General features: G+C 34.5%; 28 protein-coding genes. 10 read left to right on the forward strand and 18 right to left on the reverse strand.

Features of this window, described 5'->3' with window-relative positions:
* Nucleotides 1-16: 16 nt before the first annotated feature.
* A complete protein-coding gene (locus Q0941_RS05645; RefSeq protein WP_299292124.1) occupies nucleotides 17-385 on the forward strand; it encodes a PPOX class F420-dependent oxidoreductase in 369 nt (122 codons plus the stop codon).
* Here the strand turns inward: Q0941_RS05645 and Q0941_RS05650 are convergent.
* Together Q0941_RS05650 and Q0941_RS05655 are read right to left on the reverse strand one after the other, a co-directional pair.
* Nucleotides 372-854 carry a hypothetical protein gene (locus Q0941_RS05650; RefSeq protein ID WP_299292125.1) on the reverse strand — a complete coding sequence of 161 codons (483 nt, stop codon included), beginning with the start codon at nucleotides 852-854 and terminating at the stop codon, nucleotides 372-374. The two genes, Q0941_RS05645 and Q0941_RS05650, sit on opposite strands and share 14 nt — an antisense overlap.
* Nucleotides 851-1,978, reverse strand: a complete 1,128-nt coding sequence (locus Q0941_RS05655; protein ID WP_299292126.1) for a DUF3179 domain-containing protein — start codon at nucleotides 1,976-1,978, stop codon at nucleotides 851-853. The genes Q0941_RS05650 and Q0941_RS05655 overlap by 4 nt, the downstream gene beginning before the upstream one ends.
* A 99-nt stretch (nucleotides 1,979-2,077) precedes the next feature.
* On the opposite strand from Q0941_RS05655, the gene Q0941_RS05660 reads away from it, so the two are divergent.
* Nucleotides 2,078-2,500 carry a DoxX family protein gene (locus tag Q0941_RS05660; protein WP_299292127.1) on the forward strand — a complete coding sequence of 141 codons (423 nt, stop codon included), beginning with the start codon at nucleotides 2,078-2,080 and terminating at the stop codon, nucleotides 2,498-2,500.
* Here the strand turns inward: Q0941_RS05660 and Q0941_RS05665 are convergent, their stop codons facing one another.
* Entirely contained in the window at nucleotides 2,501-3,664 is a 1,164-nt protein-coding gene (locus tag Q0941_RS05665) for a DHHA1 domain-containing protein (protein ID WP_299292128.1), read from the reverse strand.
* A 44-nt stretch (nucleotides 3,665-3,708) separates the two neighbouring features.
* Nucleotides 3,709-3,894: a hypothetical protein gene (locus tag Q0941_RS05670; RefSeq protein ID WP_299292129.1), complete on the reverse strand. Its 186-nt coding sequence runs from the start codon at nucleotides 3,892-3,894 to the stop codon at nucleotides 3,709-3,711.
* Nucleotides 3,895-4,012: 118 nt separating this feature from the next.
* Between Q0941_RS05670 and Q0941_RS05675 the strand changes: the two genes are divergently transcribed.
* Nucleotides 4,013-5,176: a citrate synthase gene (locus Q0941_RS05675; protein WP_299292130.1), complete on the forward strand. Its 1,164-nt coding sequence runs from the start codon at nucleotides 4,013-4,015 to the stop codon at nucleotides 5,174-5,176.
* Between the two features lie 3 nt (nucleotides 5,177-5,179).
* Here the strand turns inward: Q0941_RS05675 and Q0941_RS05680 are convergent, their stop codons facing one another.
* On the reverse strand, nucleotides 5,180-5,386 hold the full coding sequence (locus Q0941_RS05680) for a hypothetical protein (RefSeq protein ID WP_008299161.1): 207 nt from the start codon (nucleotides 5,384-5,386) through the stop codon (nucleotides 5,180-5,182).
* Nucleotides 5,387-5,462: 76 nt separating this feature from the next.
* Here Q0941_RS05680 and Q0941_RS05685 point away from each other — a divergent pair, with 76 nt between their 5' ends.
* Both Q0941_RS05685 and Q0941_RS05690 read left to right on the forward strand, forming a co-directional pair.
* Complete coding sequence (locus tag Q0941_RS05685; RefSeq protein WP_299292131.1) at nucleotides 5,463-5,840, forward strand: hypothetical protein; 378 nt, start codon at nucleotides 5,463-5,465, stop codon at nucleotides 5,838-5,840.
* A gap of 315 nt (nucleotides 5,841-6,155) precedes the next feature.
* Nucleotides 6,156-7,088: a plastocyanin/azurin family copper-binding protein gene (locus Q0941_RS05690; RefSeq protein WP_299292132.1), complete on the forward strand. Its 933-nt coding sequence runs from the start codon at nucleotides 6,156-6,158 to the stop codon at nucleotides 7,086-7,088.
* Nucleotides 7,089-7,107: 19 nt separating this feature from the next.
* On the opposite strand, the gene uvrC is transcribed toward Q0941_RS05690, so the two are convergent.
* Genes uvrC through uvrB form a run of 3 tightly spaced genes read right to left on the reverse strand, consistent with a single transcriptional unit; the run spans nucleotide 7,108 to nucleotide 13,452 of the window.
* Complete coding sequence (gene uvrC / locus Q0941_RS05695) at nucleotides 7,108-8,694, reverse strand: excinuclease ABC subunit UvrC (protein ID WP_299292133.1); 1,587 nt, start codon at nucleotides 8,692-8,694, stop codon at nucleotides 7,108-7,110.
* Nucleotides 8,691-11,510, reverse strand: a complete 2,820-nt coding sequence (gene uvrA, locus Q0941_RS05700; RefSeq protein ID WP_299292134.1) for an excinuclease ABC subunit UvrA — start codon at nucleotides 11,508-11,510, stop codon at nucleotides 8,691-8,693. The genes uvrC and uvrA overlap by 4 nt, the downstream gene beginning before the upstream one ends.
* Nucleotides 11,497-13,452, reverse strand: a complete 1,956-nt coding sequence (gene uvrB, locus Q0941_RS05705) for an excinuclease ABC subunit UvrB (RefSeq protein ID WP_299292135.1) — start codon at nucleotides 13,450-13,452, stop codon at nucleotides 11,497-11,499. The genes uvrA and uvrB overlap by 14 nt, the downstream gene beginning before the upstream one ends.
* A gap of 130 nt (nucleotides 13,453-13,582) precedes the next feature.
* On the opposite strand from uvrB, the gene Q0941_RS05710 reads away from it, so the two are divergent.
* Nucleotides 13,583-13,711: a hypothetical protein gene (locus Q0941_RS05710; protein WP_299292136.1), complete on the forward strand. Its 129-nt coding sequence runs from the start codon at nucleotides 13,583-13,585 to the stop codon at nucleotides 13,709-13,711.
* An 8-nt stretch (nucleotides 13,712-13,719) separates the two neighbouring features.
* Here Q0941_RS05710 and Q0941_RS05715 read toward each other — a convergent pair whose 3' ends face one another.
* A complete protein-coding gene (locus tag Q0941_RS05715) occupies nucleotides 13,720-14,352 on the reverse strand; it encodes a pyridoxamine 5'-phosphate oxidase family protein (protein ID WP_299292137.1) in 633 nt (210 codons plus the stop codon).
* A 243-nt stretch (nucleotides 14,353-14,595) separates the two neighbouring features.
* Between Q0941_RS05715 and Q0941_RS05720 the strand changes: the two genes are divergently transcribed.
* Nucleotides 14,596-15,015 carry a hypothetical protein gene (locus tag Q0941_RS05720; protein WP_299292138.1) on the forward strand — a complete coding sequence of 140 codons (420 nt, stop codon included), beginning with the start codon at nucleotides 14,596-14,598 and terminating at the stop codon, nucleotides 15,013-15,015.
* On the opposite strand, the gene Q0941_RS05725 is transcribed toward Q0941_RS05720, so the two are convergent.
* The 3 genes from Q0941_RS05725 to Q0941_RS05735 form a co-directional block, all read right to left on the reverse strand.
* Nucleotides 15,010-15,240, reverse strand: coding sequence for a hypothetical protein (locus Q0941_RS05725; protein ID WP_299292139.1), 231 nt, complete (start codon nucleotides 15,238-15,240; stop codon nucleotides 15,010-15,012). The genes Q0941_RS05720 and Q0941_RS05725 overlap by 6 nt on opposite strands.
* Before the next feature lie 57 nt (nucleotides 15,241-15,297).
* Nucleotides 15,298-16,398 carry an LLM class flavin-dependent oxidoreductase gene (locus Q0941_RS05730; protein WP_299292140.1) on the reverse strand — a complete coding sequence of 367 codons (1,101 nt, stop codon included), beginning with the start codon at nucleotides 16,396-16,398 and terminating at the stop codon, nucleotides 15,298-15,300.
* A gap of 100 nt (nucleotides 16,399-16,498) precedes the next feature.
* Entirely contained in the window at nucleotides 16,499-17,443 is a 945-nt protein-coding gene (locus tag Q0941_RS05735; RefSeq protein ID WP_299292141.1) for an iron-containing alcohol dehydrogenase, read from the reverse strand.
* Nucleotides 17,444-17,495: 52 nt separating this feature from the next.
* Between Q0941_RS05735 and Q0941_RS05740 the strand changes: the two genes are divergently transcribed.
* The gene (locus tag Q0941_RS05740; protein ID WP_299292142.1) at nucleotides 17,496-18,770 is read left to right on the forward strand and encodes a DUF4147 domain-containing protein; all 1,275 of its coding nucleotides are present in this window, start codon (nucleotides 17,496-17,498) and stop codon (nucleotides 18,768-18,770) included.
* A gap of 9 nt (nucleotides 18,771-18,779) precedes the next feature.
* On the opposite strand, the gene Q0941_RS05745 is transcribed toward Q0941_RS05740, so the two are convergent.
* The 3 genes from Q0941_RS05745 to Q0941_RS05755 all read right to left on the reverse strand — a co-directional run bounded on the left by Q0941_RS05745 (nucleotide 18,780) and on the right by Q0941_RS05755 (nucleotide 20,517).
* Nucleotides 18,780-19,391, reverse strand: a complete 612-nt coding sequence (locus Q0941_RS05745) for a transcriptional regulator (RefSeq protein ID WP_299292143.1) — start codon at nucleotides 19,389-19,391, stop codon at nucleotides 18,780-18,782.
* Nucleotides 19,392-19,472: 81 nt separating this feature from the next.
* Complete coding sequence (locus Q0941_RS05750; protein WP_299292144.1) at nucleotides 19,473-20,075, reverse strand: response regulator; 603 nt, start codon at nucleotides 20,073-20,075, stop codon at nucleotides 19,473-19,475.
* Nucleotides 20,076-20,340: 265 nt separating this feature from the next.
* Nucleotides 20,341-20,517, reverse strand: coding sequence for a hypothetical protein (locus Q0941_RS05755; RefSeq protein ID WP_299292145.1), 177 nt, complete (start codon nucleotides 20,515-20,517; stop codon nucleotides 20,341-20,343).
* 147 nt (nucleotides 20,518-20,664) lie between these two features.
* Here Q0941_RS05755 and Q0941_RS05760 point away from each other — a divergent pair, with 147 nt between their 5' ends.
* Nucleotides 20,665-20,901 (forward strand): hypothetical protein, encoded by a 237-nt coding sequence (locus Q0941_RS05760; protein WP_299292146.1) that lies wholly within the window; start codon nucleotides 20,665-20,667, stop codon nucleotides 20,899-20,901.
* Here Q0941_RS05760 and Q0941_RS05765 read toward each other — a convergent pair.
* Nucleotides 20,894-21,856 (reverse strand): exonuclease, encoded by a 963-nt coding sequence (locus Q0941_RS05765; protein WP_299292147.1) that lies wholly within the window; start codon nucleotides 21,854-21,856, stop codon nucleotides 20,894-20,896. The genes Q0941_RS05760 and Q0941_RS05765 overlap by 8 nt on opposite strands.
* 76 nt (nucleotides 21,857-21,932) lie before the next feature.
* Between Q0941_RS05765 and purN the strand changes: the two genes are divergently transcribed.
* Complete coding sequence (gene purN, locus Q0941_RS05770; RefSeq protein WP_299292148.1) at nucleotides 21,933-22,550, forward strand: phosphoribosylglycinamide formyltransferase; 618 nt, start codon at nucleotides 21,933-21,935, stop codon at nucleotides 22,548-22,550.
* On the opposite strand, the gene Q0941_RS05775 is transcribed toward purN, so the two are convergent.
* Both Q0941_RS05775 and Q0941_RS05780 read right to left on the reverse strand, forming a co-directional pair.
* Complete coding sequence (locus tag Q0941_RS05775; protein WP_299292149.1) at nucleotides 22,547-22,867, reverse strand: cupin domain-containing protein; 321 nt, start codon at nucleotides 22,865-22,867, stop codon at nucleotides 22,547-22,549. The genes purN and Q0941_RS05775 overlap by 4 nt on opposite strands.
* Nucleotide 22,868: 1 nt before the next feature.
* Entirely contained in the window at nucleotides 22,869-23,144 is a 276-nt protein-coding gene (locus Q0941_RS05780; protein ID WP_299292150.1) for an antibiotic biosynthesis monooxygenase, read from the reverse strand.
* Nucleotides 23,145-23,170: the final 26 nt, after the last annotated feature.

Genomic DNA, 23,170 nt, shown 5'->3' on the forward strand with positions numbered 1-23,170 from the left:
AAAACTAGATAAAAACATGAGTCTTTTAGAACAACTAGAATCTGAAAAATACATTTCTGTTGAGACTTTTAAAAAAAGTGGAGACGGTATAAAGACTCCTGTTTGGTTTGTAATTAGAGATGAAACAATTTTTGTTGTGACTCGTGATCAAACTGGAAAATTCAAACGTCTAAAAAACAACACCAAAGTAAATCTTGCAATTTGTTCTATGAAAGGAGACATCAAAGGAGAATGGTTTTCAGGCATTGCAACAATTCTTCCTGAAGAGCAAGTCAAAGAAGCAGTAAAGTGGAGAGACAAAAAATATGGATTTTTAGCAAAGATTGCAAAGTTTGCAAGCAAAAGCAAGGGAGAACTTTGCGCTTTTTCAATCAAGCTTGATTAGTTAACAATCTCTGTTCTCGTCTCAGTTTTAGTGCAGTCAACCCTGCAAATCCAAAGATTATTGCCAATCCACCATATGCTAATGCTTGGCTGTGCTCAATTAGGACTGCAGACACGCCTGTTCCTACCACACTTGGAAGCAGAGATAATGCATAGAGCCACCATCCGCAGCATCCCAGGGGAACTAGAGAGAAAAACGAGAAAAACGAGGTAGCAGCAGTGCTTCCAGAGTTTCCTCCAAATGCTTTTCTTTTCACATCAAGTTTGCATCCAAGCATCTTACTTTTTTCAGAAAGATATACTTGCAGTCCAATTCCAATTCCCATTCCAAAAATTACAATAGAGTTTAGCTGAAAGGCAGCACTGATTGCATAAAGTGGTTCTAATGCAGGAGTTGTAGCTACAACTACTCCAAGATAAATTCCAATTGTTAATACACCAACAATTATTGCTTTTCTAATTGGTTTCAATTTGAATCACCATACACCAAAGTATCTGGATGAAATGCAACCCACTCAAACCAGAATCCAGGTTCTATTGGTAATCGTTCTAATTGTTCTCCTTTCATTTCACCTGAAATTGCCAAACCATCATAATTCCAAACAGAGTTTGTTGATAAATCAACAATTTCCCCATCAATCATTTCAAACTCTAATGTTTGACCATTAATTGTTCTATCAAATGCTCTAGAGTTTTCAGAAAAAAATGAAACCAACATCAGAGAAGTTTCTCCAACTGAATCATTTATCAAACCAGATGATTCAATGTCGTTTTGTGGATATGCTTTGTAAATTCCATTTATAGAAAATCCAATTATGATTTCTTTAGGATGTAGTCTATCATCACTGTGTTCTACCGGAAACATGATTCGTGGTTCTGTGTAATAGCTGCCATAGGGGTCAGTAGCATATGAGCGAATATGACCTGTATCAGTAGTTAACACCAAAGTATCAGGGTGTAATTTTTTCCAATCACCCCAAGTTATCACATCAAATGGAACCAAATCTAGTTGATACCCGGTAAGTTCACCTTTTACTGCCAAACCCAAGGCCTGACTCCAATACGAATCAGTCAATCTATCATACATTAGCAGATTGCTGTTGTATAATTTTCCCGAAGTTCCAAATTCAACTTCTCGGTCATCAATCACCCTCTCAAAGACCTGATTTGTATAGCATAGAGGACAATAAGTTACAGAAACAGGTGTTCCTCCAACTTTGTCATTTACAATTTCATGCCATACAAGAATAAACAAAGGATATGCTTTGGCCTCTCCATTAATCTCAAGACCAATTACAGTATCTGAATCAGACATAAACTGTGAACCAGAAACATTTGCAAAAACAGGATTATCAATTGATGGAATTCCATCTTTTGGAGGACCACCTCCTTTGATCTTATCTAGTGGAATGAGATGTTTGATGCCGTCAGTTTCCATTAATTGTAATTCAGAGATTCCAGAATCTGATGGAACCACTGATGTAGAAGTAGGTGAAATGGTAACGTATGGTTGAGAGTCTTCAGATAAGAATAATGCCAGACCTATCAGTGCAACACCTATAGCTATTGCCGGTGCAATAATCTTGAAGTTCAATTTTGATTATATTTCTCATCAAAATTATTAAAAAATTATTCCAACTTTTGGATGTGATTTGGACAAACCCTTTTAATGATTTTTCAGAGGCCAGAATTGATGAATACAGAAGCAACTCTAAAGGGAAATGTATTACATGACATTGCCCATTGGGGAATTAGCGCATCAGTTGGCGTTATATTCATTGTACATAGTATAAAGAAATTTGATCCTAGTTGGCAGGAATGGTTAGTCACTATAGGAATTCCACCAGAGCTCCAATTGCCAATTGCACTTGCCGAATTTGTTGGAGGAGTGTTGTTAGTTGTAGGAGTACTATCTAGAATTTCTGCTGCAATATTATCAGTGATTTTACTTGGTGCAATATTTCACATCAGATGGGAGAACGGGTTTTTTGTCTCCAAAGGTGGATGGGAGTGGGACTTGGTAATGCTTGCAGCAACTCTAGCAATTATCGTGGCTGGGCCAGGAAGAATTTCAATATCTCATGTAGCAAAAAAGATTCCTAGATTCTTGCAGTAATTACTTTATTTTCTTGTTTAATTCTGTGATGAATTTTTTTATTTTTGGTTTTGGAACAACAGCTCCGCATGCTCTATCGTGTCCTCCACCAGAGCCACCTAGGTCAGTTGCTAGAACGTTAACGATTTTTCCCAAATGAACTTTACAGTTTTTAGAACCGCGAACAGAAACTGCATAGATTCCATGGTCTACGCGCTCCTTGTATGCAACACCAACGTCTTTGCCTGACAATCCCATGACAAAGTTGACTGCACCACTTGCACCAGAGTCTAAAATTTCCATGTAGCCAAGATTTTTCATAGTTTTCATTCCATCTTTAACTTTGGCAATCATTTGAGATAATTTTTCAACTTGAATCTGTGCAAACTCAAAGGTATTTGGAATTTCATGTGGGAATTTAGAGTCTGCTAATTCTTCTACCAGATACAGCAAATAGTCAGGTTCTTTTTGATGTCCAACGATATTGTAAGTTAGAACAGTTGCGCTGATTAATGCAAATTGTCTATCATAGATTTGAAGTAATTTTGAACCAATTGGGCGGTCCTCCATGTAATCGGTAATTGCAGCACATGTTGCAACAAATGATGCATGATCATTTAGTTTTGATTTGAATGCAGAATAAACTTGGACTGCAGTACATTCGTTGATATCATGAATAACTTTGACTTTGAGTTTTTCTAATGCCTTTACAACATTAGGATCAATATCATGATGATCAATGTAAGTAACTGCTACTTTGTTTTTTCTCAAAGTGGCCATTATATCGATAAATTCATCCTGAGTCTTTTTGCTAAGACCCAAGTCACAAATGTAAAGTGATTTTAATTTTTCATCTAGTACAACTTGGTTTAATGCTTCCATCTGTCCTGGATAGTCTACCAAAATTGCATCCCCACCAAATGCTTGTCTTATTAGGGCAGCTGAGCTAATACCATCTGCGTCTTCTTTGTGAGAGATACAGACTACTTTGGTGCGTTTAGGTTTTGCAGTTTTTTTAACAACTTTTTTTGTAGTTGTCTTTTTTACAGTTTTAGTAGTTTTTTTAGTTGCAGTTTTTTTAGAAACAGTTTTTTTGGTTGTGGTCTTTTTGGTTGCAGTTTTTTTGGCTGGTTTTTTGACAACTTTCTTTGTGGTCTTTTTTGTTGTCTTTTTAGCTGCTGCCATTTCATTTGAAAAAATTACAAACCCTCATTTAAATGAAGAATGAATTATTTCTTTGATTTTTTTACGCTCTGTTCAACTAGTGAGCTAGAGTCAAGATACACATCATAAAGAGACAAGCCCTCAAGTTGATTATCTGAATCAATGGATTGAATCTTTTCTAATTGCTCTGGGGATGCATTCAATACCAGGTCATCTAGTTTTTGCAAATGTTCTCGCTCTTTAGGAGTCATTAGTTTTTGATTAAAAATTCTGATTTATGACCCAAAGTTGCCATATTAGACTAAATGCTAAACTTGATAGACACTTTTTTAGCGAAAATATAATAGAACAATTCTGCTAGGCACAGGTATGGAGACCAAAAATATCGGCCTAAGAGGAATCGAGGTAGCAGATACCAGAATTTCCAATATCGATGGAGAAAAAGGCAAACTAATCTATCGTGGCTTTGACATTTTAGATCTCACAAAAAATTCCACATTTGAAGAAACGGCATTTCTATTACTTTATGATCATTTACCAACTAAAACACAACTAGACGAATTTACTGCAAAACTGGTTGATGCCCGATTCATCCCAAAGCAGATGCAAAAGAACATGGGAAACTGGAGAAAAGATGCAGACCCAATGGATATGCTTCAGGCATTCGTTTCAGCCTTGGCAGGATATTATGATGAAGAATTTGCCAACAAAGATGCCAGTTATGAAAAAGCAATCAATCTAATTGCAAAGGTCCCAACAATCATTGCAAGTTGGCAGAGAATTAGAAATGGATTAGACATTGTTGATCCAGACCCATCATTGAGTCACGCAGCAAACTTCCTATACATGATGTCTGGAAAAAAACCAGATCCTGAAGTTGAAAAAGTGTTTGATGTATGTTTGATTTTACATGCAGACCACACGTTTAATGCATCTACATTTACAGCAAGACAGGTTGCATCAACTAGAGCCCACATGTATTCTGCATCAAGTGCAGCAATAGGGGCACTAAGTGGAGAATTGCACGGAGGTGCAAACACCGAAGTCATGAAGATGCTTTTAGAAATTGGAGAGATTGATAAAGTAGAGACATGGATAAAGAAAAACCTTGATGACGGTCAAAGAATCATGGGAATGGGTCATGCAGTTTACAAAACTTATGACCCAAGAGCACAAGTTCTAAAAGAATTATCGCGTACACTAGCAGGAAAAACCAAAGAAAAATGGTTTGATATGACAGAAAAAGTAGAAACTACAACCATTTCCTATATGAAATCGCAAAAAGATAGAGATATTTATCCAAACGTTGACTTGTACAGTGCATCAATTTACTATATGCTAAAAATCCCAGTTGACCTTAACACACCAATCTTTGCTATTTCTAGAGTTGCAGGATGGGCAGCTCACATCATAGAAGAAAAGTTTGCAGAAGCTGCACCAAAGCCAGCATTATACAGACCTAAAGCAGTCTATGTTGGAAAGTATTGTGGACCTCAAGGTTGTGAATATCAAACACTAGACTTGAGAAAATAATTTTTAATTTCTTGTGCTAAGCCATTCTTTTGCTTTAGAGTTTACATCATGTTTGTACAAAACTTCAAAGACCATATCATAGAATGTGATACCTTTTTTCTGAGCCTGATCATCTAACCACTTTATTCCGTCAGCTAATTCAGGATCATATTCTGAGAACTCTACTAGTTCATCTACCATCTTTGAGAAGAAGGCGTGAGATTCAAGCATAAGTACACCTTTCAATCTGTGATCATAAGTAACGTATTCAAAATATATTGATAAAAGACCCCTTTTTGGTTGACAAATGCAACATGTTTTTTATGCTGATGGGAATTCTACAAAGATTTCATGGTTGATTGACACAAATGGAAAATTATCTAGTCAGCAGAGAGAACATGCACAATTGTACTATGACAAAGTCTCAGATATTCAATCAAAGTTCATTGCACTTCATGTTGGATTATTTTGGGCCATTGGAACATTTATCATCAAAAACAAAGACAGTGTTGAAATCATTTTAGACCAAAAAGAAATGTTTGATCATCTTTCATCAAACAAAACAATCGATGATGAGTTTATCAAAAAAAGAACAGGATTCATCAATCAATTAATCAATCAACGCAAATTAGAAATCAAATACACTTTAGATACAGAAGAAAGAAACTTGGCGAAAATAAAATAGTGCAAAGAGCTTAAGACCATAACCGGCAGGTACTTGGTGACAGCTCACTTGCGTTGTGTGAATCTGTTACGGCACTAATTCATAAAACAAAGTGTTGTTCAACATCGTTGACAAGCCCTAGTGCCAGAATAGAGCGATCATCAATATTTTTCAAGACATTTTTCACAATGTTGAAATTTTTTCAAGTTTTTGTACATCTCAAAATTTCAGAAAATATTTTCATAGAATAAATCACTCAAGCCTAAAATCTGCAAGTTATGAACGTCATAGAGACGATTAGATTTATTTACCATACACCCAAGTCATGGATCAACTATGGCAGGTATAGACAAGGCTGCAATTGGATTTTCAATCGCAATTGTAGCTATAGGAGTTGCATTTGCTTTGTATGGCGATGCAGCTCAAAATGCCGGACCCAGTGTTTCAGCTCCAGCTGTAACATCTACAGCACCTGAGCCAGCAATGGATGAACCAAAGGCAGCTCCTGAAAAACCAATGAAATCTGGTTGGGAGAGAGCCGAATCTATTCAAGACCCAGGAATTGGACATGAAGAACACCAACTTGCAGTGCTATTGGCACCAAGTGAAAACACCTATTCAGGTACACTTCTCTATGATGCATCTGAAGTAATTCAGTTAGTTTCACTTAGAGGACCACTCGGAGATGATGAAAACCCATCAAAGATTTGGACCCCAGATGGCGAAACAAGATTTGAATTAACACTCGTTGAACAAAACAGTGCAAAAGGTGAGTGGGAATTTTCCGGTAATGCTTTAGCAGTTCACACATTCTATACTAACACATTCGTCGTTGACTACAAAATTCTAGACCTCGTAGAAACAGAACCTATGATGGAAGAAGCTGAGAAAGAAGTAGCAATGGAAGAAGAAATGCACATGGAAGAGAAAACTCACATGGAAGAAACCATGGAAGAACCAGCAGGTCCAATGACACATACAGTTGACATGCCAGCAGGTACTTCAGTTCCAGGTTGCGAAGAAACTAACGAATGTTACATCCCAGCAAACATTACAATCAATGCTGGAGATACAGTAGAATTTGTTAATGTTGACACAGCAGCACATACAGTAACAGGTGGTAGTCCAGCAGATGGTCCATCTGGTGTATTTGATAGTAGCTTAGTTATGGGTGGCGCAGTATATTCATTCACCTTTGAAGAAGCAGGAAACTATGATTACTTCTGTATGGTACATCCTTGGATGGTCGGCAGTGTTACAGTGAACTAGCCAAAACTTTTCCTTTTTTCTATTTTATTTGATTTCTTCTAATGGTCCTGTTGTATGCAACGCCAAATCTATGAGTCTCATCTCGAGCATGCTGTAAAATTTGAATTGAAGATTTTGTTTTTGAAATAATTATAGGAGTTTTTCTTTTTGGAACATAAACTTCTTCATTTTCTTTTGCAAGAGAGATACAGGGTAGTTTTAGGCCTAATGAAGTAAGTGATTTTACTGCGGCATTTAGCTGACCTTTTCCACCATCAATGACAATTAGATCAGGCATCTCAGAATCCTCTTCTGCTAGCCGATAGTATCGTCTTTTAATAACCTCACCAATCATTGCAAAGTCATCACGTCCTTCAACAGTTTTGATTTTGAATTTTCTGTATCCAGATTTGTTTGGTTTTCCACCAACAAATTGAGCCATTGAGCCAACTGCAAAGTCATCACCATGATTTGAGATATCAAAGCATTCAATGACATTTGGAATTGTTGGCAAGTTTAGAGTATCTTTTAGTTCAACTAAACCAGGGTCTCCACCTTTAGAGTGGACAAGATTGATGTTTTTCATTATCAGATTAACAATTTCTTTTTTCTTTCCTTTGGTAGGAAGAATAATTTTTACTGTAAATCCTGCTTGCTCAGACAATAATGATTCTAACATCTTTTGATTCTCTGGCAACTCACTAACTACAACAAACTTCGGAATTTTGTGTGTAGAGTAATACTGGTAAAGAAAATTTGAAAAGGAATTATCACCAACTAGGTCAAAAAAGAACTTGTCACTATCTCTAATCACACCATTAATCATTCTAAAATTCATTACAACTGCAGACTGTTCCTGTATTCCAATTCCAAAGTATTCTTCATCAGAATTTTCAACATATTCCATTTTTTGTTTGGTCTGAAGACTGCCTAATCTAATCAAAGTATCACGAATCTCTTTTGCACGCTCAAATTGCTGTAATTCTGCAGCCTGATGCATCTCAGATTCTAATTTTTTTGTAAATATTTTGGTTTGATTTTTCCCCTTTAGAACATCTTCAAGAGCTTTGACATGTTTTGGGTATCTCTCTTGAGCATCTTTGAATTCACATGGACCTTCACAATTTCCAAGATGATATTCCAAGCATACTTTTTTTGGAAGAGTTTTACAAATTCGAATTTGAAATGCTTTTCGTAATGCGCCAATTGTTAGAAGTTTAGAGCTTCCTTGAGTAAATGGACCATATGTTTTTCCTTTTCCTAAAAATTTTCCATCACGTGTTCTTCTTGCAACTAGTAATCTAGGATATTTTTCATCAGAGATTCGTAGGTAGGTATATCGTTGTTGATCTTTTAATTCAATGTTGAATCGTGGACGATATTTTTTGATCATATTTGATTCAAGTAGAAAAGCTTCATTTTCATTATCTGTTAAAACAAATTCAATGTCGTCAATATTTTCAACTAATTTTTTAGTCTTGTAGTTTTGGTTTTTCAAAAAATATGACTTTACACGTTTTCGAAGATTCTTTGCCTTTCCAATGTATATGATTTTTTCATCAGAATCTTTCATCATGTAGATTCCAGGATTTGTAGGAATTGTGATTTTTGCTATCTCAAAAGTCATTTTTTTAACAGTTTTTTAAGATATTTTCCAGTATAACTGCCAGGCGCTTTGCTTACTTGTTGAGGAGTTCCAGATGCAACAATTTTTCCACCTTCATCTCCTCCTTCAGGTCCAAGATCAATTAACCAATCAGAATTTTTGATTACATCCATGTTATGCTCAATTACGACTACAGTATTTCCCAAGTTTACCAAGCGATTTAGAACATCAAGTAATTTTTGAACATCAGCAAAATGAAGACCAGTTGTTGGCTCATCAAGAATATAGAATGTCTTTCCTGTACCTCGTTTTGATAATTCTGAGGCTAATTTTACCCGTTGAGCTTCTCCACCAGAAAGTGTTGTAGATGATTGTCCAAGTTTTATGTAACCCAATCCAACATCATAAATTGTTTGAAGTTTTCTTTTGATTGCTGGAACATTTTCAAAAAAGTTCAAGGCTTCGTATACTGTCATATCTAAGACATCAGCAATGTTTTTTCCTTTGTACAAGACAGATAGAGTTTCAGAATTGTATCGTTTACCTTTACACTCATCACATTTTACATAAACATCAGACAAGAACTGCATCTCAATTTGCTTTACACCATCTCCATCACATGCAAAACATCTTCCATCTGCAACATTAAAGGAGAATTGTCCTGGAGCATATCCTCGTTCTTTAGATAGTTCTGTATTTGCATATAATTCTCTAATTGGAGTAAATGCACCAATGTAAGTAGCTGGATTTGAACGTGGAGTTCTTCCAATTGGAGACTGGTCAATTGCAATTACTTTATCAATATTTTCAAGACCAGAGATTTCTTTATGATTACCAGGTCTTTTGTTTGATTTGTAAAAGTGATTTTCAAGTGCCTTTAGTAAAATATCATTAATTAAAGTAGATTTTCCAGAACCAGAAACTCCTGTAACTGATACAAACAATCCCAATGGGATTTCAACATCAATTCCTTTGAGGTTATTTTCAGCAGCTTTCTTTATTTTCAAAGTGCCTGATTGTTCTCTAATTTTTTCATCTAGTTTGATTAGAGAATTATCTTTTAGATAATCACCAGTAACAGACTTGTGACCATTAAGAATTTGATTAACGGTCCCCTCAAAAACAACATTTCCGCCATGAACACCTGCCCCTGGTCCCAAATCAACCATCCAGTCTGAATTTCGTATAACTTCTTCGTCATGCTCTACTACAATGACAGTATTTCCCAGATTTCGTAGCTTTGTTAGCGTTTTAATGAGTCGTTCATTATCACGTTGATGCAAACCAATTGTAGGCTCATCAAGAACATACAAAACGCCAGTAAGATTCGAACCAATCTGAGTTGCCAATCGGATTCTTTGGGATTCACCTCCAGAGAGCGTAGAGCTTAATCGATTCAATGTAAGATAGTTCAACCCAACATTCATCAAAAATTCAAGACGTTCTTTGATTTCTTTTAGAACGTCTCTTGCAATGTATTGCTCTGTTGTAGTTAATTTCAATGTAGAAAAGAAATCATAACAATGATCAATTGACATATCACATACATCCATGATTCCTTTTTTGTTGATTTTTACTGCAAGTGATTCAGGTTTGAGTTTGTTTCCATCACAAACGTTGCAAGGAGTATCTCTCATGAATTGTTTTAGCCATTCACGTTTTGATTCAGAATCAGTCTCTACAAAGACACGTTGAAGATTAGATAAGACACCTTCAAATGCATCAGTGTATTGCCATGATGAATCTCCAGATTTTGAACGATACTTGAAATCAATTAAATCATCAGTTCCATTAAGAATTATTTCAAGATGTTTTGGTTTTATTTTATTAATTGGAGTCATCAAATCAAATCCAAACTTTTTTCCAACTGCACGTAATGCTTGTCTTCTAAATGATGAAAATCGTCCACTCCATGGAACTATTGCACCATCAAGAATAGATTTTGACTTGTCAGGAATTACTAAATCAGAATCAAACTCTAGTTTTACACCAAGACCATTACAAGTCTTACACATTCCAAATGGAGAGTTGAAGGAAAATGTACGTGGTTCTAGTTCACCAACTGTGATTCCACAATAAGGACATGCATTGTTTTGAGAAAAGATCTTTTCAGTTTTTTCTGATGCAATCATGACATCTCCTTTTGATGCCTTGATGGCAGTCTGAATTGCCTCAAATAATCTAGAACGCTCGGCTTTTTCAGTAGTAATTCTATCTACAACAATCTCGATATTATGCCATTTTTGTCTATCAAGTGGAGGAATTTCCTCATCTAGGCTCAAAATTTCACCATTTAGGCGTATTCTAGAATATCCATCACGCTTGATTTGCTCAAATAACTTCTCATATGTTCCCTTTTTGCGTTGGACAATTGGAGATAAGATTAGTATTTTTTTGCCTTTGAAATCTTTGAGAACAGAATCACAAATTGTTTCAACTGATTGTGTAGAAATCTTTCTTCCACAATTTGTACAATAAGGAATTCCAATTCTTGCAAAAAGTAATCTCATGTAATCATAAATCTCAGTTGTTGTTCCTACAGTAGAACGAGGATTCTTGCTAGTAGTTTTTTGCTGTATAGAAATAGCAGGAGATAGTCCTTCAATTGAATCAACATCTGGTTTATCCATCATCTCCAAGAATTGACGGGCATATGCAGAAAGTGATTCTACATAACGCCTTTGTCCTTCAGCATAGATTGTATCAAAAGCCAAAGTAGATTTTCCAGAACCAGATAATCCACTAATTACAACTAGGTTATTTTTTGGAATGTCAATATCAATATTTTTTAGATTGTGATGACGTGCACCACGAATTTTTAATTTATTTTCTGTCATCTTTGAATTTAATCTCCTTTTCTAGTCTTTTTATTCTATCTCTGCATTCAATTGCTCGCTCAAAGTCTAAATCTTCGGAATATTTTTTCATTTGAGCTTCTAAATCAATTATATCTGCTGCCAAATCATGAGTTGATTTTAATTTTGTATCATCAAGTGTTGCAACTTGATCAGGAATGGATTTGATAATTGTTGCTGGAGTAATGTTATGTTTTTTGTTGTACTCTAATTGTTTTTCTCTACGTCTATGAGTCTCATTCATTGCATTTTTCATTGATTGAGTAGTATTGTCTGCATACATTATCACTGAGCCGCTATCATTTCTTGCAGCTCTTCCAAATGTCTGAATTAAACTGGTAAAGTTTCTCAGAAATCCTTCTTTATCTGCATCTAAAATTGCAACAAGGGAAACTTCAGGAATATCTAATCCTTCTCTTAGAAGATTGATTCCAACAAGTACATCAAATTCACCCAATCGTAATTGCCTGATTAATTCAGTTCTTTGCAGACCTTCAATTTCTGAATGCATGTATCGCACTCGGACATCTTTTTTTGAGAGGTATTCAGCAAGGTCTTCAGCCATACGTTTAGTCAGAGTTGTGACTAGAACACGCTCAGATTTTTCGGCTCGTTTATGAATTTCCTTGATTAGGTCATCCATCTGGTCTTTTGTAGGCCTAATCTCGATTGTAGGGTCAAGTAATCCTGTAGGGCGTACTAGTTGTTCAGCAATTTTTGACGAGATTTTTTTCTCATAATCTGCAGGAGTTGCTGAAACAAAGATTGTGTTTTTGATATAATCTTCAAATTCTTCAAATTTTAGAGGTCTATTATCATATGCACTTGGAAGTCTAAATCCATAAGTTACCAGTTCTTTTTTTCTTGAATGATCACCTTTGTACATTCCATGCAATTGTGGCAATGTTACATGAGATTCATCAATTATCAAAAGATAATCATCACCAAAGAAATCCATTAAACAAAAAGCTTTCTCGCCAGCTTTTCTTCCATCAAAGTGCCTAGAATAATTTTCAATACCAGAGCAATAACCCAACTCTTCAATCATTTCAAGATCATATTTTGTTCTCATCTCAAGTCTTTGTTTTTCAAGTTCATTAAGTTCAGGTAATCGCTTTGCTAATTCATTTTTGATTGATTGAATTGCTTTTTTTCTAACATCTTTTGCAATTAGATAGTGTTTTGCAGGAAATATTTTGAATGAAGTAATTTTTCTTTTCTCTTTTAGCGAAACATGATCAAGAATTACAATCTTTTCAATTTCATCTCCAAACATGGAGATACGAATCAAATCTTCAGAGTATGCAGGTGTAATGTCGATGGTATCGCCTTTGACTCTAAAGTTTCCTGGAGCAACTTCAGTGTCATTTCTTTCATATCTAGCATCAACTAATTTCCTAATTAGTTCTGTACGTTTGATTTCATCATTGGATGAAACTGTAATTGCCAAGTCCTCCCAGTCTTCAGGATTACCAAGTGAGTAAATGCAAGATACAGTAGATACAATGATTGTAGGCTCACCTGATAGTAGCATTGCAGTTGCCTCTAAACGAAGTTTTTCAATTTTTTCATTTATCTGAGTATCTTTTTCAATGTAAGTATCAGTTTGAGGAAGATAGCTCTCTGGTTGATAGTAGTCATAGTAGGATACAAAATAACCAACATTGTTTTTTGGGAAAAATTGCTTTAATTCTGAGTATAGTTGTGCAGCTAGTGTTTTGTTATGAGAGATTACAAGTGCATTTTTTCCAGTTTTAGCAATTACATTTGCAACTGAAAATGTCTTACCACTACCAGTAACGCCTAGCAGTGTCTGAACAGACTTTTTCTTTACTCCTCTGACTAACTCATCTATAGCTTGAGGCTGATCACCAGTAGGTTCAAAGTCAGATACGAGTTCAAATTTTGAAATTTGTTCCAACATAGAAATTCATTAAAAACTGAACTTATAGCTAACTGATTCAAAACTAAGACCCATAGTCAACTAGAGTTTCAAAAGTGGAAAATTAGCAGAAATGTTAAATTAAAAAATGATCATATGAAATTGAGAAGATTTGAGTGAAGATCCAGACCATGAGTTGAAAGATACAGAGCAAGAGGTTGTCTGGAAAACAAAGCTAAAGGCAAAGAAAAAATTTGAACAAATGAAAGAAGAAGCAAGAAAAAACAGAGTCAAAATGTGATTATATCTTTACCAAACCGGCTCATCAACCATTTTAAGGCCATCAGTAGTCTCTTCAAAACCCATAATTTTCAGAGTTTCTTTTGCTGATGGAGAATTTCTTTTTTGAATCAAGTGTGCTAAAATTGCTCTTGATTCAGATTTCATATGTTGACCAATTTTGTATTTACCCGTCATTGTTTCTGGAACAACTTTGATCACTGCAGTATAGTTTAGAACATCCATATCAGAACGAAGTGGTTCGTATTGTCCTTCTGGTTGGTATTTTTGCATCATGGCATTTAGTGCAAGTGATTTTTCACTAGAATCCTGGACAATAATAGATTCACCCTTAATCACCACACTAATGTAAAGAGTGTCAGCCATTGAAGCATCAGTAGGACTAGAAAAGTAAGATGGTAAAAATTCTAATTCACGGTCTACTTCAAAGCCAGATTTTGAGTTTGCCTTGATGTTTTCTAATTTTTCTCCCTTAACATGAGAATGCATGTAGATTGCATCATTGAAAAATACAAAATTCATAGGAATTATTTGTGGATATCCATTTGAATCAATTGTTGCTATTCTTCCAACATGTTCTTGATTAAGAAACTCTATCATCTTTTGTTTTGATTGAATTTGTAAACGTCCTACAAGTTGCAATAATCTTATCTCAATGATTTATTTTATAAATCCAGAGATTAGTTTTCTTCATCTAGTTCTTTTGCAAGTGCTTTGATTTCTAAGATTCGACAAGAAAGTGCGTCACATTCACTTTTGAATTCTGTATTCATGAATTATTATCACAAAAATAACCAAAAGACCAATGGATCAGAAAACTTGACTTTTTTCATCCAAACTTTTCATAATGAAAATTGCTAAAAATGGGACCATTCAAGTGAAAACATGGATGAATTTGATGAAGAACGTGAAGATGCGACAAACCAAGTTTTAGATATTTTAGAAGAATGGGGGGCTGAATCAAAATTCATCTGGTTCAGAGAACTGCATAGAATTACCGATATTGACAAGGGTCTTTTACGAAATGTTCTCAACGAGTTAAAAAAATCAAGAGAAGTAAAAGAAATGAAAGGAACAAACAATAGGATTTTTTTCTGTTTGAGAAGATATTACATCAAATGCAGAGATGTTGAATTTCGATTCAAAGGAAAGGAAATCATGCTGCGTGATGGGAGTAAAACCAAAATCATTCAAGGTGCTACAAAATCTACTGAAAGAACTAGAAAGAGACTAGAAAAGCAAAAAAACAAACGAAGAGCAAGAGCGTTTACAAAATCTAAAGGTAAAAGACCTCACAAATCATAGAGAGTCTTCTGTTTGTCTTCTCATAAAATTTGATTCTGCACGTTTTAGTTTAGATGATTCAGAAACGTCTTCTGCCATATCATAAAGGTCATGTAGTTGCATGTCAGCAGTCATCTCATCTTCGTTTTCATCATTGAGGTCATACTCTAGATTGGCTAGAATCTCAACGTTTTCTTCTAAAATATCAAGACATTTTTTGACTGCTTCAGGCAAATCATCTTCCATACTAATACAAGATGAAGCTAAAGTAAATGATTTTCTGTATATTATAGAATAGAATGTCTATTGTTTTGCTTTCTCACGCAATGCAGGCATTACATGACTTGCAAATTTGTCAATTGAACCAAAGTAATTCTTACCCCAGAATCTAATGACAAAGTGGTTTACTCCAGCATCCATGAATCTTTCAAATGTTGGGATAATATCATCAGGAGTTCCAACTGCTGTTGAAGAACGTGCTACTGCTTCAGGAATCTTTGTTGCAGCTTCTCTCATCTTTACAATCCATTCTTGGTTTGACATTGAATATTCTGTAAAGTATTTGACAAAATCAAAGCCTTCAATTTCTTTGAGATCGTGAACTCTCAAAACTTCAGGCTTGAACAAACTAACCTTGACTGCTTCTTTCATTCTAGCCCATGATTCTTCAGCATCTTCTGAAAAGTATACATCAATATCAAGTGCAAATTGGAATTTGTCTTTTTCTTCTTGAGTTCTGTTATTTTCATCCATGGATTTTCTAATTTGTGCTGCATGGTCTTCAAAGAGTTCTGGAGTGTAACCAATTGGTAACCAACCATCACCTAATTTTCCTGTTAATGCAAGTGTTCTCTTACCACCTGATGCCATGTATGTTGGTGGTCTTGGTTTTCTGATTGGAGGTGCTTGCAAACATGCGCCTTCAAGTTTGTAATATTGTCCTTCATAATTTACTGTGTTATCTGGAGTAGATTCGTAAAGTGTGTGAATAGTTTCAATTTGTTCTGCCCATTTTGAAACTGGTTTTTCAAATGGAATACAAAACTCTTTAAGATTTTGAGCTTCACCTGCACCAATTCCAAGAATTGCTCTGCCTTTTGAAACTCTATCAAGTGTAATTGCTGCAAGTGCAATGTTTGATGGATGTCTTCTGATTGCATCAGTTACACAAGTTCCTAGTTCTACATTGTTTGTAACTGCTGCAATTGCTGACAACATTACCCAAGGATCTAATACAATGGCATTTTTCCATTGTGGGACATTTGTGTGGTCCATATAGAAAATTGAATCATAACCTGTTTTGTCAGCAAGCATACATGCTGTCAAAATTTGGTCTTCAGTGTATCCAGCTCGTGCAACATTCAGGCCATTTTGAATACCAAACTTTAATTTTTTATCAGTCAACTATAGGTACGTCAGATTATTAGCATAAATAAGTTTAGTCAAGTACCAATTTCGCAGTTTTTGAATAAAATAGAAAAAAGGTAAAAAATTTTTGAATTTTTTACAAATTACCTGCTTTGATATCTTCTAGACATTTTACAACGTCATCTTTTGATATTGGAATTGGGTTTGGATCCAAGTGTCCTTTATCAGTCATAACTGTGTCAGCAGCTTCAGATACATCTGCTTTGAGTTCTAATTTGTCAAAGCCGAGTTTATCCATAGCCTCTTTGAATCTATCATAGAAGATTGATTTGTTATGCTTGTGAGCAACTGTAGTACAAGAAGATAAGGAATAACCGTGTGGTACACCTTCATTTGAGAAAACATAGGACAATGCATGTCCGAGTGTTGTAGAACAATTTCCAAATCCCATACCAGATAACATTGAACCATAAGGATAGTTTTCTGGTTTGTCATTCATAATTGCATCATAAAGAATCTCAAATGCTTGCTTACATAGAGTTCGTGTCAAGTCATTACCAAGTTTACTATCATAACCTTCGGTTGCTTGAGCACATGCATCACAAACAGAATTTTTGATAACTTGTTCTGGAGTTCCATCCATAAAGTATGAATCAACTACAGCCATGTCAGCTAAAAATCTGTCTTCGCGTAACAGTTTCTTTTTACCATCAAACTTGAGGACACAGTATGTTGTCATTTCAGCTCCAGTTCCAAAGGTTGTTGGAATCAAGATCTTTTCTTTTTTCATCTCGGGTGCAGCATACTTTACTACATCCATAGAACTTCCACCACCTAATCCAATTAGAACAGATGGATCCTTGTCTTTGAATTGTGAAATTACAGCATTGACATCATCAATTGATGGTTCAGGTTTTACTTGATCATACAGCATGTAATCCTGAATGCCCATTCTGGCAATCCATTTGTCAGAAAGTTCTGGAGGAACTGTTGTGACAATTAGAGCATTCTTTGGATATTCTGTTTCACCAAGTGCATTTTCTCCAAAGTTGATAACTTTTGGAATGCGTACTGTCTGCATAAATCAGAGGCATCATTGATTATTATTATATCTTGCATTGTGAACTAGTTGTATGATCATTCAAAATTTTGAGGATTTGGCATTAAATGACAAAAAGAAAGACTGTTTAGAGATTTTAGATGCAGGATTACAAGCAGCAAATCCAAAAAACATTCTCTCAAAATTTGTTACACCAACAGAAATCAAGATTGGGGATAAATCGATAAAATTTTCAGATTACTCTAGTGTTTATACAGTAGCCTTTGGCAAAGCAGGAGATTCAATGACTCAGGCTCTAAATGCCATATTTCCAGTCAAAAATGGAATCATAGTCATTCCAAAGGGTTCAAAATCCATTGTTAAAGGAAAGAAATTTCAGATTTTCAATCCAAGACATCCAAAACCTGATCAGACCAGTGTAAAAGCTGCAAAAGAAGTCATGAAGTTTGTGCAAAACAGAAAAAGTGACGAATTAATTGTCTTTCTTGTTTCAGGTGGTGCATCATCACTATTGGCATTACCTGATCAAATTACACTAGACGATAAAATTCACGTTACTGATTTGATGTTAAAATCAGGTGCAACAATTCAAGAGTTCAATTGTGTTAGAAAACATCTTTCAAAAATTAAAGGTGGAAAATTAGTTCAAGATATGAAATGTTCCGGAGTCGGTTTGATAATGTCTGATGTTGAGAGAGATGATATGTCATCAATTGCATCCGGAACAACTTACATGGACAACACAACATACAATGACGCATTAGAGATTATTGATAAATACAAACTCAAACGTAAAATGCCACTAGAAGTTATGCAGCTGCTAAAAAAAGGATTAGAAAACAATGAAGAAGTCCCTAAAAAACCAAAAATTGACAACATTGTAATTGCAAATAACGAATCATGTTTGATTCAAATGAAAAAAGCAGCTGAGAAGAAAGGGTACAACGTATCTACAATACAGGTTTTTGGAGAAATTAAAAATGTAGTTACAGAAATTTTAGAAAACATTCCAACAAAACAAAAACAATGTTTAATTTTTGGAGGGGAACCAACAGTCAAGGTTCTAGGCAAAGGGACAGGGGGAAGAAATCAAGAACTAGTCTTGCGATTGTTAAAAAATACTCAAAAAGAAAAGAAGTTAGTGATTGCATCTATGGGAACCGATGGCATAGATGGAAATTCAGTTTTTGCAGGAGCAATAACTGAGAATGTAAAAATTGATTTGCTAACGATGAAAGAATTTCTAAAAAATAGTGACTCAGCAAGGTTCTTTCAAAAACAAAAAGCAAACATTGTTACAAATTTCACACATACAAATTTAATGGATATTGGTGTGATTCTAAGTTAGAATCTAGTTCTAAAAATTGTAAATGGTGTTAAGAATAGAACTTTGTTTAACAACATTAGATGTAAACTGAACACTTACTGTCATCTTGTCATTAATGTCGATATTGACATTATCAAATAATGATTTGTACTTGTCAATTTTTCTGTTATTCTCAGACAAAACATAGTCTTCTTTAATCAACAAGCCATTGTCAATTAGAAAATTGATCTTCCTATAACCAGAAGTCTGAGGAATGTTTAATCGCTCTAAAATTTCATTGATGGTCCATGGCTCACCAATAGATGCATTGAGAATCTTTGAAGAATCAGCATCACCAAATGCCTTTAGAATTGATTGAGTAATTTCAGTGTCAGTGATTGTAAATCGTTTTTCTGCCTTGTCTTTTTTGGATTTTATACAACATACATTTTCCAAGAATCGTTTTTCAAGTCCATCAGCTCCTGCTCCAAAAAATTCGCGTAATACAGAATCTAACTTTTCAAATTCTCGCATAGATTCTGTTATAGATAATCCAAATTTGGAGAATAACCTATCTTGAATTTTATGGACTGTAACATCACCAAGATTTTGCCTAATGGTGCGTTCTAAAGATACTGCTAGGAATTGATCTATGGCAGTCATACTTGTTCACTTTGTAATACTTTCATATTAATATTGTTTGTCCAGAAATGAACTTTTTTCACATAATAGGCATGAATAATATCAAGAGACAACATTTGAAAGATCCTTCACTGGGCCAATATCATCATCAAGTGCCTTGTCTAATGCCTCTTGCATTTCATCAGAAGATATCTCAGAATCAGCATTAGAAACAACAGTACATTCAAGAATAGTTGGAAGTTCTTTGAAGTTTTTGTACTGATCAAAAGTCATCAAACATGAATACAACATTGAATCATTTCTGAATCTATATTGAATTTTCAAAGTAGGACTGTAAGTTAATTCTTTTTGAAGTGATGCATCAGTAATAGCTTGTTTTAACTTTTGAACATCAAATGGTTTGTGAACAACTCCTACATTTAGTGCATCAAAAAGATATGCATGCGAAACATCATAGTTTCCAGTAACAGCAATGATTTTTGCATTCAAATTCATTTCTTTAATCTTTTCAATAGCATACAATCCATCAAACTCTGGCATATTCAAATCAGTGAAAATTATTTCGGGTTTATGTTGTGTGTACAAATTAACTGCATCTTGACCATTGTTTCCAGTTCCAAGAACAGGCACTTGAAGAATTTCTAGCAGCTCACAAAAGATTTCAACCAAGTCTTGATCATCATCAACAACAATGCAGTTAACCATACCCTACAAGTATAAGCAAAATAAAGATATAAGCATTATTATTTTCATACAAAATATTACAGTATTCTCATATTAATAGAAGAAATATTTCTTTGAATGAGTGCTTGAACAATCAATTGAGCAAAAACTTGTACGATTAAACACATAATCATCATCACAGTTTCTACATTTAGGCATACTTTCTCATATGAAAATAACTTCATAAGATGATGTTTGTTCAAAAAATACAATACACCTAGTCAAAAATTAAAATCAAATTTTGGTTCTAGTCACATTCAGATAGTTTGTCAAGGGCATCTTTTGCATCAGCCATCAAAATCTGTTTTACTTTTTCAGAATGAGTTTTGCATAAATTGTCTCCCGAAATACATTCAGTATACTTTAGAATTTCTAAGAAAATCTCTGTTTCTGGACGTTTCTTTTCTTTAATGACAGAGTTCATACCCAATTTACCATATTCAAAAAATCAATTCACATTATATGAAATTTTTCTTAATCTAAAATTTTATAATTATTCTATAGTTTTTTGAATGAATGTAACTTAGATCGATTTTTTATAGGATAAATGGCTAATTAGTTAGGAATAACAATGTTAGAAAAGCAATTTAATCCAGATATACTGTATAATAGAATCGTTCATTTCTATATTGACAAAAAAGGATATTCCAAAGAAAAGGCAAACGAGATAGCACAATCAGTTGTTCAAAAGGAGGCCCAAAGAAGAATTTGCAAAAATGAAAATTGCAAGCATTTTTCTCATGATCACATAAGAAATTCAGAGACATGTCTTGTTGAAGACTGTGATTGCAAAGAATTTGCTAAGTAAAATCATCTAATGAATTTTCAAGTAGTGGCTGAGCAGAGATTCCAATTTTTCTCAAATGCTGAGCAAACTCATCAACAAATCCGTGAATAGTGTATACTTGTTCTGCGCCAGATTGCAAAACCATGTCCACTAATTCGTTAAAGTCACAATGATCACTCATAGGGATAGAGTAATCAGTTCTTCGTCCAAATGAAAACTTTGTAGATTGAGCCCATCCACTAAATCCAATTGTTACTGCACCATACTTTGATTTCATTTCTTGAACAAATTTGTTTTTAGATGACAACATTGGTGCTACCATCACCCAAGGTTTTTTCTCAAGCAATCCATTTTTTTCAGCCTCAGAATGTCCAATTCCATCTTTTAGTGGTACATTGAATTTTTGATGCAAGTCATTCATCTCCTTTACAGAATCATGAAAGTATAGAGGACCCCAATGGCCAAAGAGTTGAGTTATAGTTTGAGCCTTTCCTAGCTGATAACCCATTAAAATTACAGGAATACCTTTGCCATAAAGTTCAGAAATTAACTCATTGACTTGTTTTAGAGTATCTTCAGTTTTTGGGAAAATAAATTCAGGTAAACCAAATGTGCATTCAGTAATCAGAGTTTTGCATTTTGGAATTTTTGCACCATGTAGAAATCCTCTATTTCTTGTACAAATATCCCCAGTATAGAAAATATCATCAAACAGTAATCCTTTGGCCCCAAGAATATGACCACTATCAACTAGAGAAAAATTATCCATAGACTCTACATGATTTTCCATCTTGAATCCTCGAAGATTTGCAATTTCATTTGTTTCAATGGAAGAAAGAATAGTTCCACCATTTTTTGAAGGTAAATGATCTGCATGTGCATGAGATACAAAATTAATGCCTGTCAAATCAGCATTTTTTGGATCCAAGTAAACACGTTTGTCATCTACCTCACACAGGATTCCGTTTTTGGTCATCCTGACTTTTCTAGGCAACGAAATTAACGGTAAATAGATTTGATATAAATTGCAGGTTTGATCTACAATTGACTAGTTGCTAAATCTAGGAATTTTAATCTCAGGTCGCGGGAGCAACATGGAATCCATCCTAAAGTCAATTAAGAAAAAAAGAATCCCAATTAATCCAGCAATTGTAATTTCAAACAAACCAAATGCCAAAGGCCTCAAAGTAGCTGAAAAACTTGGTGTAAAAACCCTAGTTATTGAAAGTAAAGGATTCAAAGGTAGCAGATGGCAGTATGATAAAAAAATTGTTGAAGCCCTAACAGAAAACGGAGTTACTTCTCGAAATGGCCTAGTTTGTCTTGCAGGATTTATGAGAATAATCAGCCCAGAATTTGTAAAAAAATACAAGAACAGAATTCTCAACATTCATCCAGCATTATTACCTGCATTTCCAGGTCTTGATTCACAAAAACAGGCATTAGATTATGGCTCAAAATATTCAGGATGTACAGTTCATTTTGTTGATGCGGGAATGGACACAGGACCAGTCATAATTCAATCAGTAGTCAAAATCAAAGAAAACGATACTGAAGAGACCCTATCAAAAAGAATTCTAAAAGAAGAGCACAAAATCTATCCTGAAGCAGTAAATCTGTTTGCCAGAAAAAAGATCAAAGTTTCAGGAAGAAGAACAATTATTTCCTAAGAATCAGGTCCACCAAAAAAATACAGTACTTTTAATTCCTTTGTATTTCCATGAAAATAGTGTTCAACATCTTTTGCAACAAAAAACAATTTGTCCTTTGAAACTTTATAGTCTTTATTGTTAATTTTTAAAAAACCATCACCCGATAACACCAAGTATACTTCATCACTGTCATGTGGCTCTTGAGTGTCTTCTTCTCCTGGTTGTAAAACAAGAACACCTGTTGCCAAACTTTGTTTATTGATAAAAGTTTGAAAATAAGAAGGGTTGTTTTTTATTTTCTCAACATATGCATTTAGATCATATTCGAGTTTCAATTTATTCTGCAGCCACTGAGAAAGTTTTTCGTACAGGGTCTGAACTCATAAAGGAATGACCAGTTGGATGTAGTTTTTCATGTTCTGGACTATTATGCATTTTGATAAAAGTCTCTTTGCTTTCATGTTCTACAATAATTCTATAGCTTCCATCATGAGCCTTTAGAAATCTTCTAGAGACAAAGCCAGGAAAACTAGACAATACCTTGTTTGATTCAGAAAACCAATTTTTGAAATCTTCTTCTGCGCCGTCTTTTAGCTGAATATCAGCCATCATTACAAACATGAAAAAAAATAAAATCT

It is taken from the genome of Candidatus Nitrosopumilus sp. (assembly GCF_028278985.1).
In the GTDB taxonomy this organism is placed as follows: domain Archaea; phylum Thermoproteota; class Nitrososphaeria; order Nitrososphaerales; family Nitrosopumilaceae; genus Nitrosopumilus.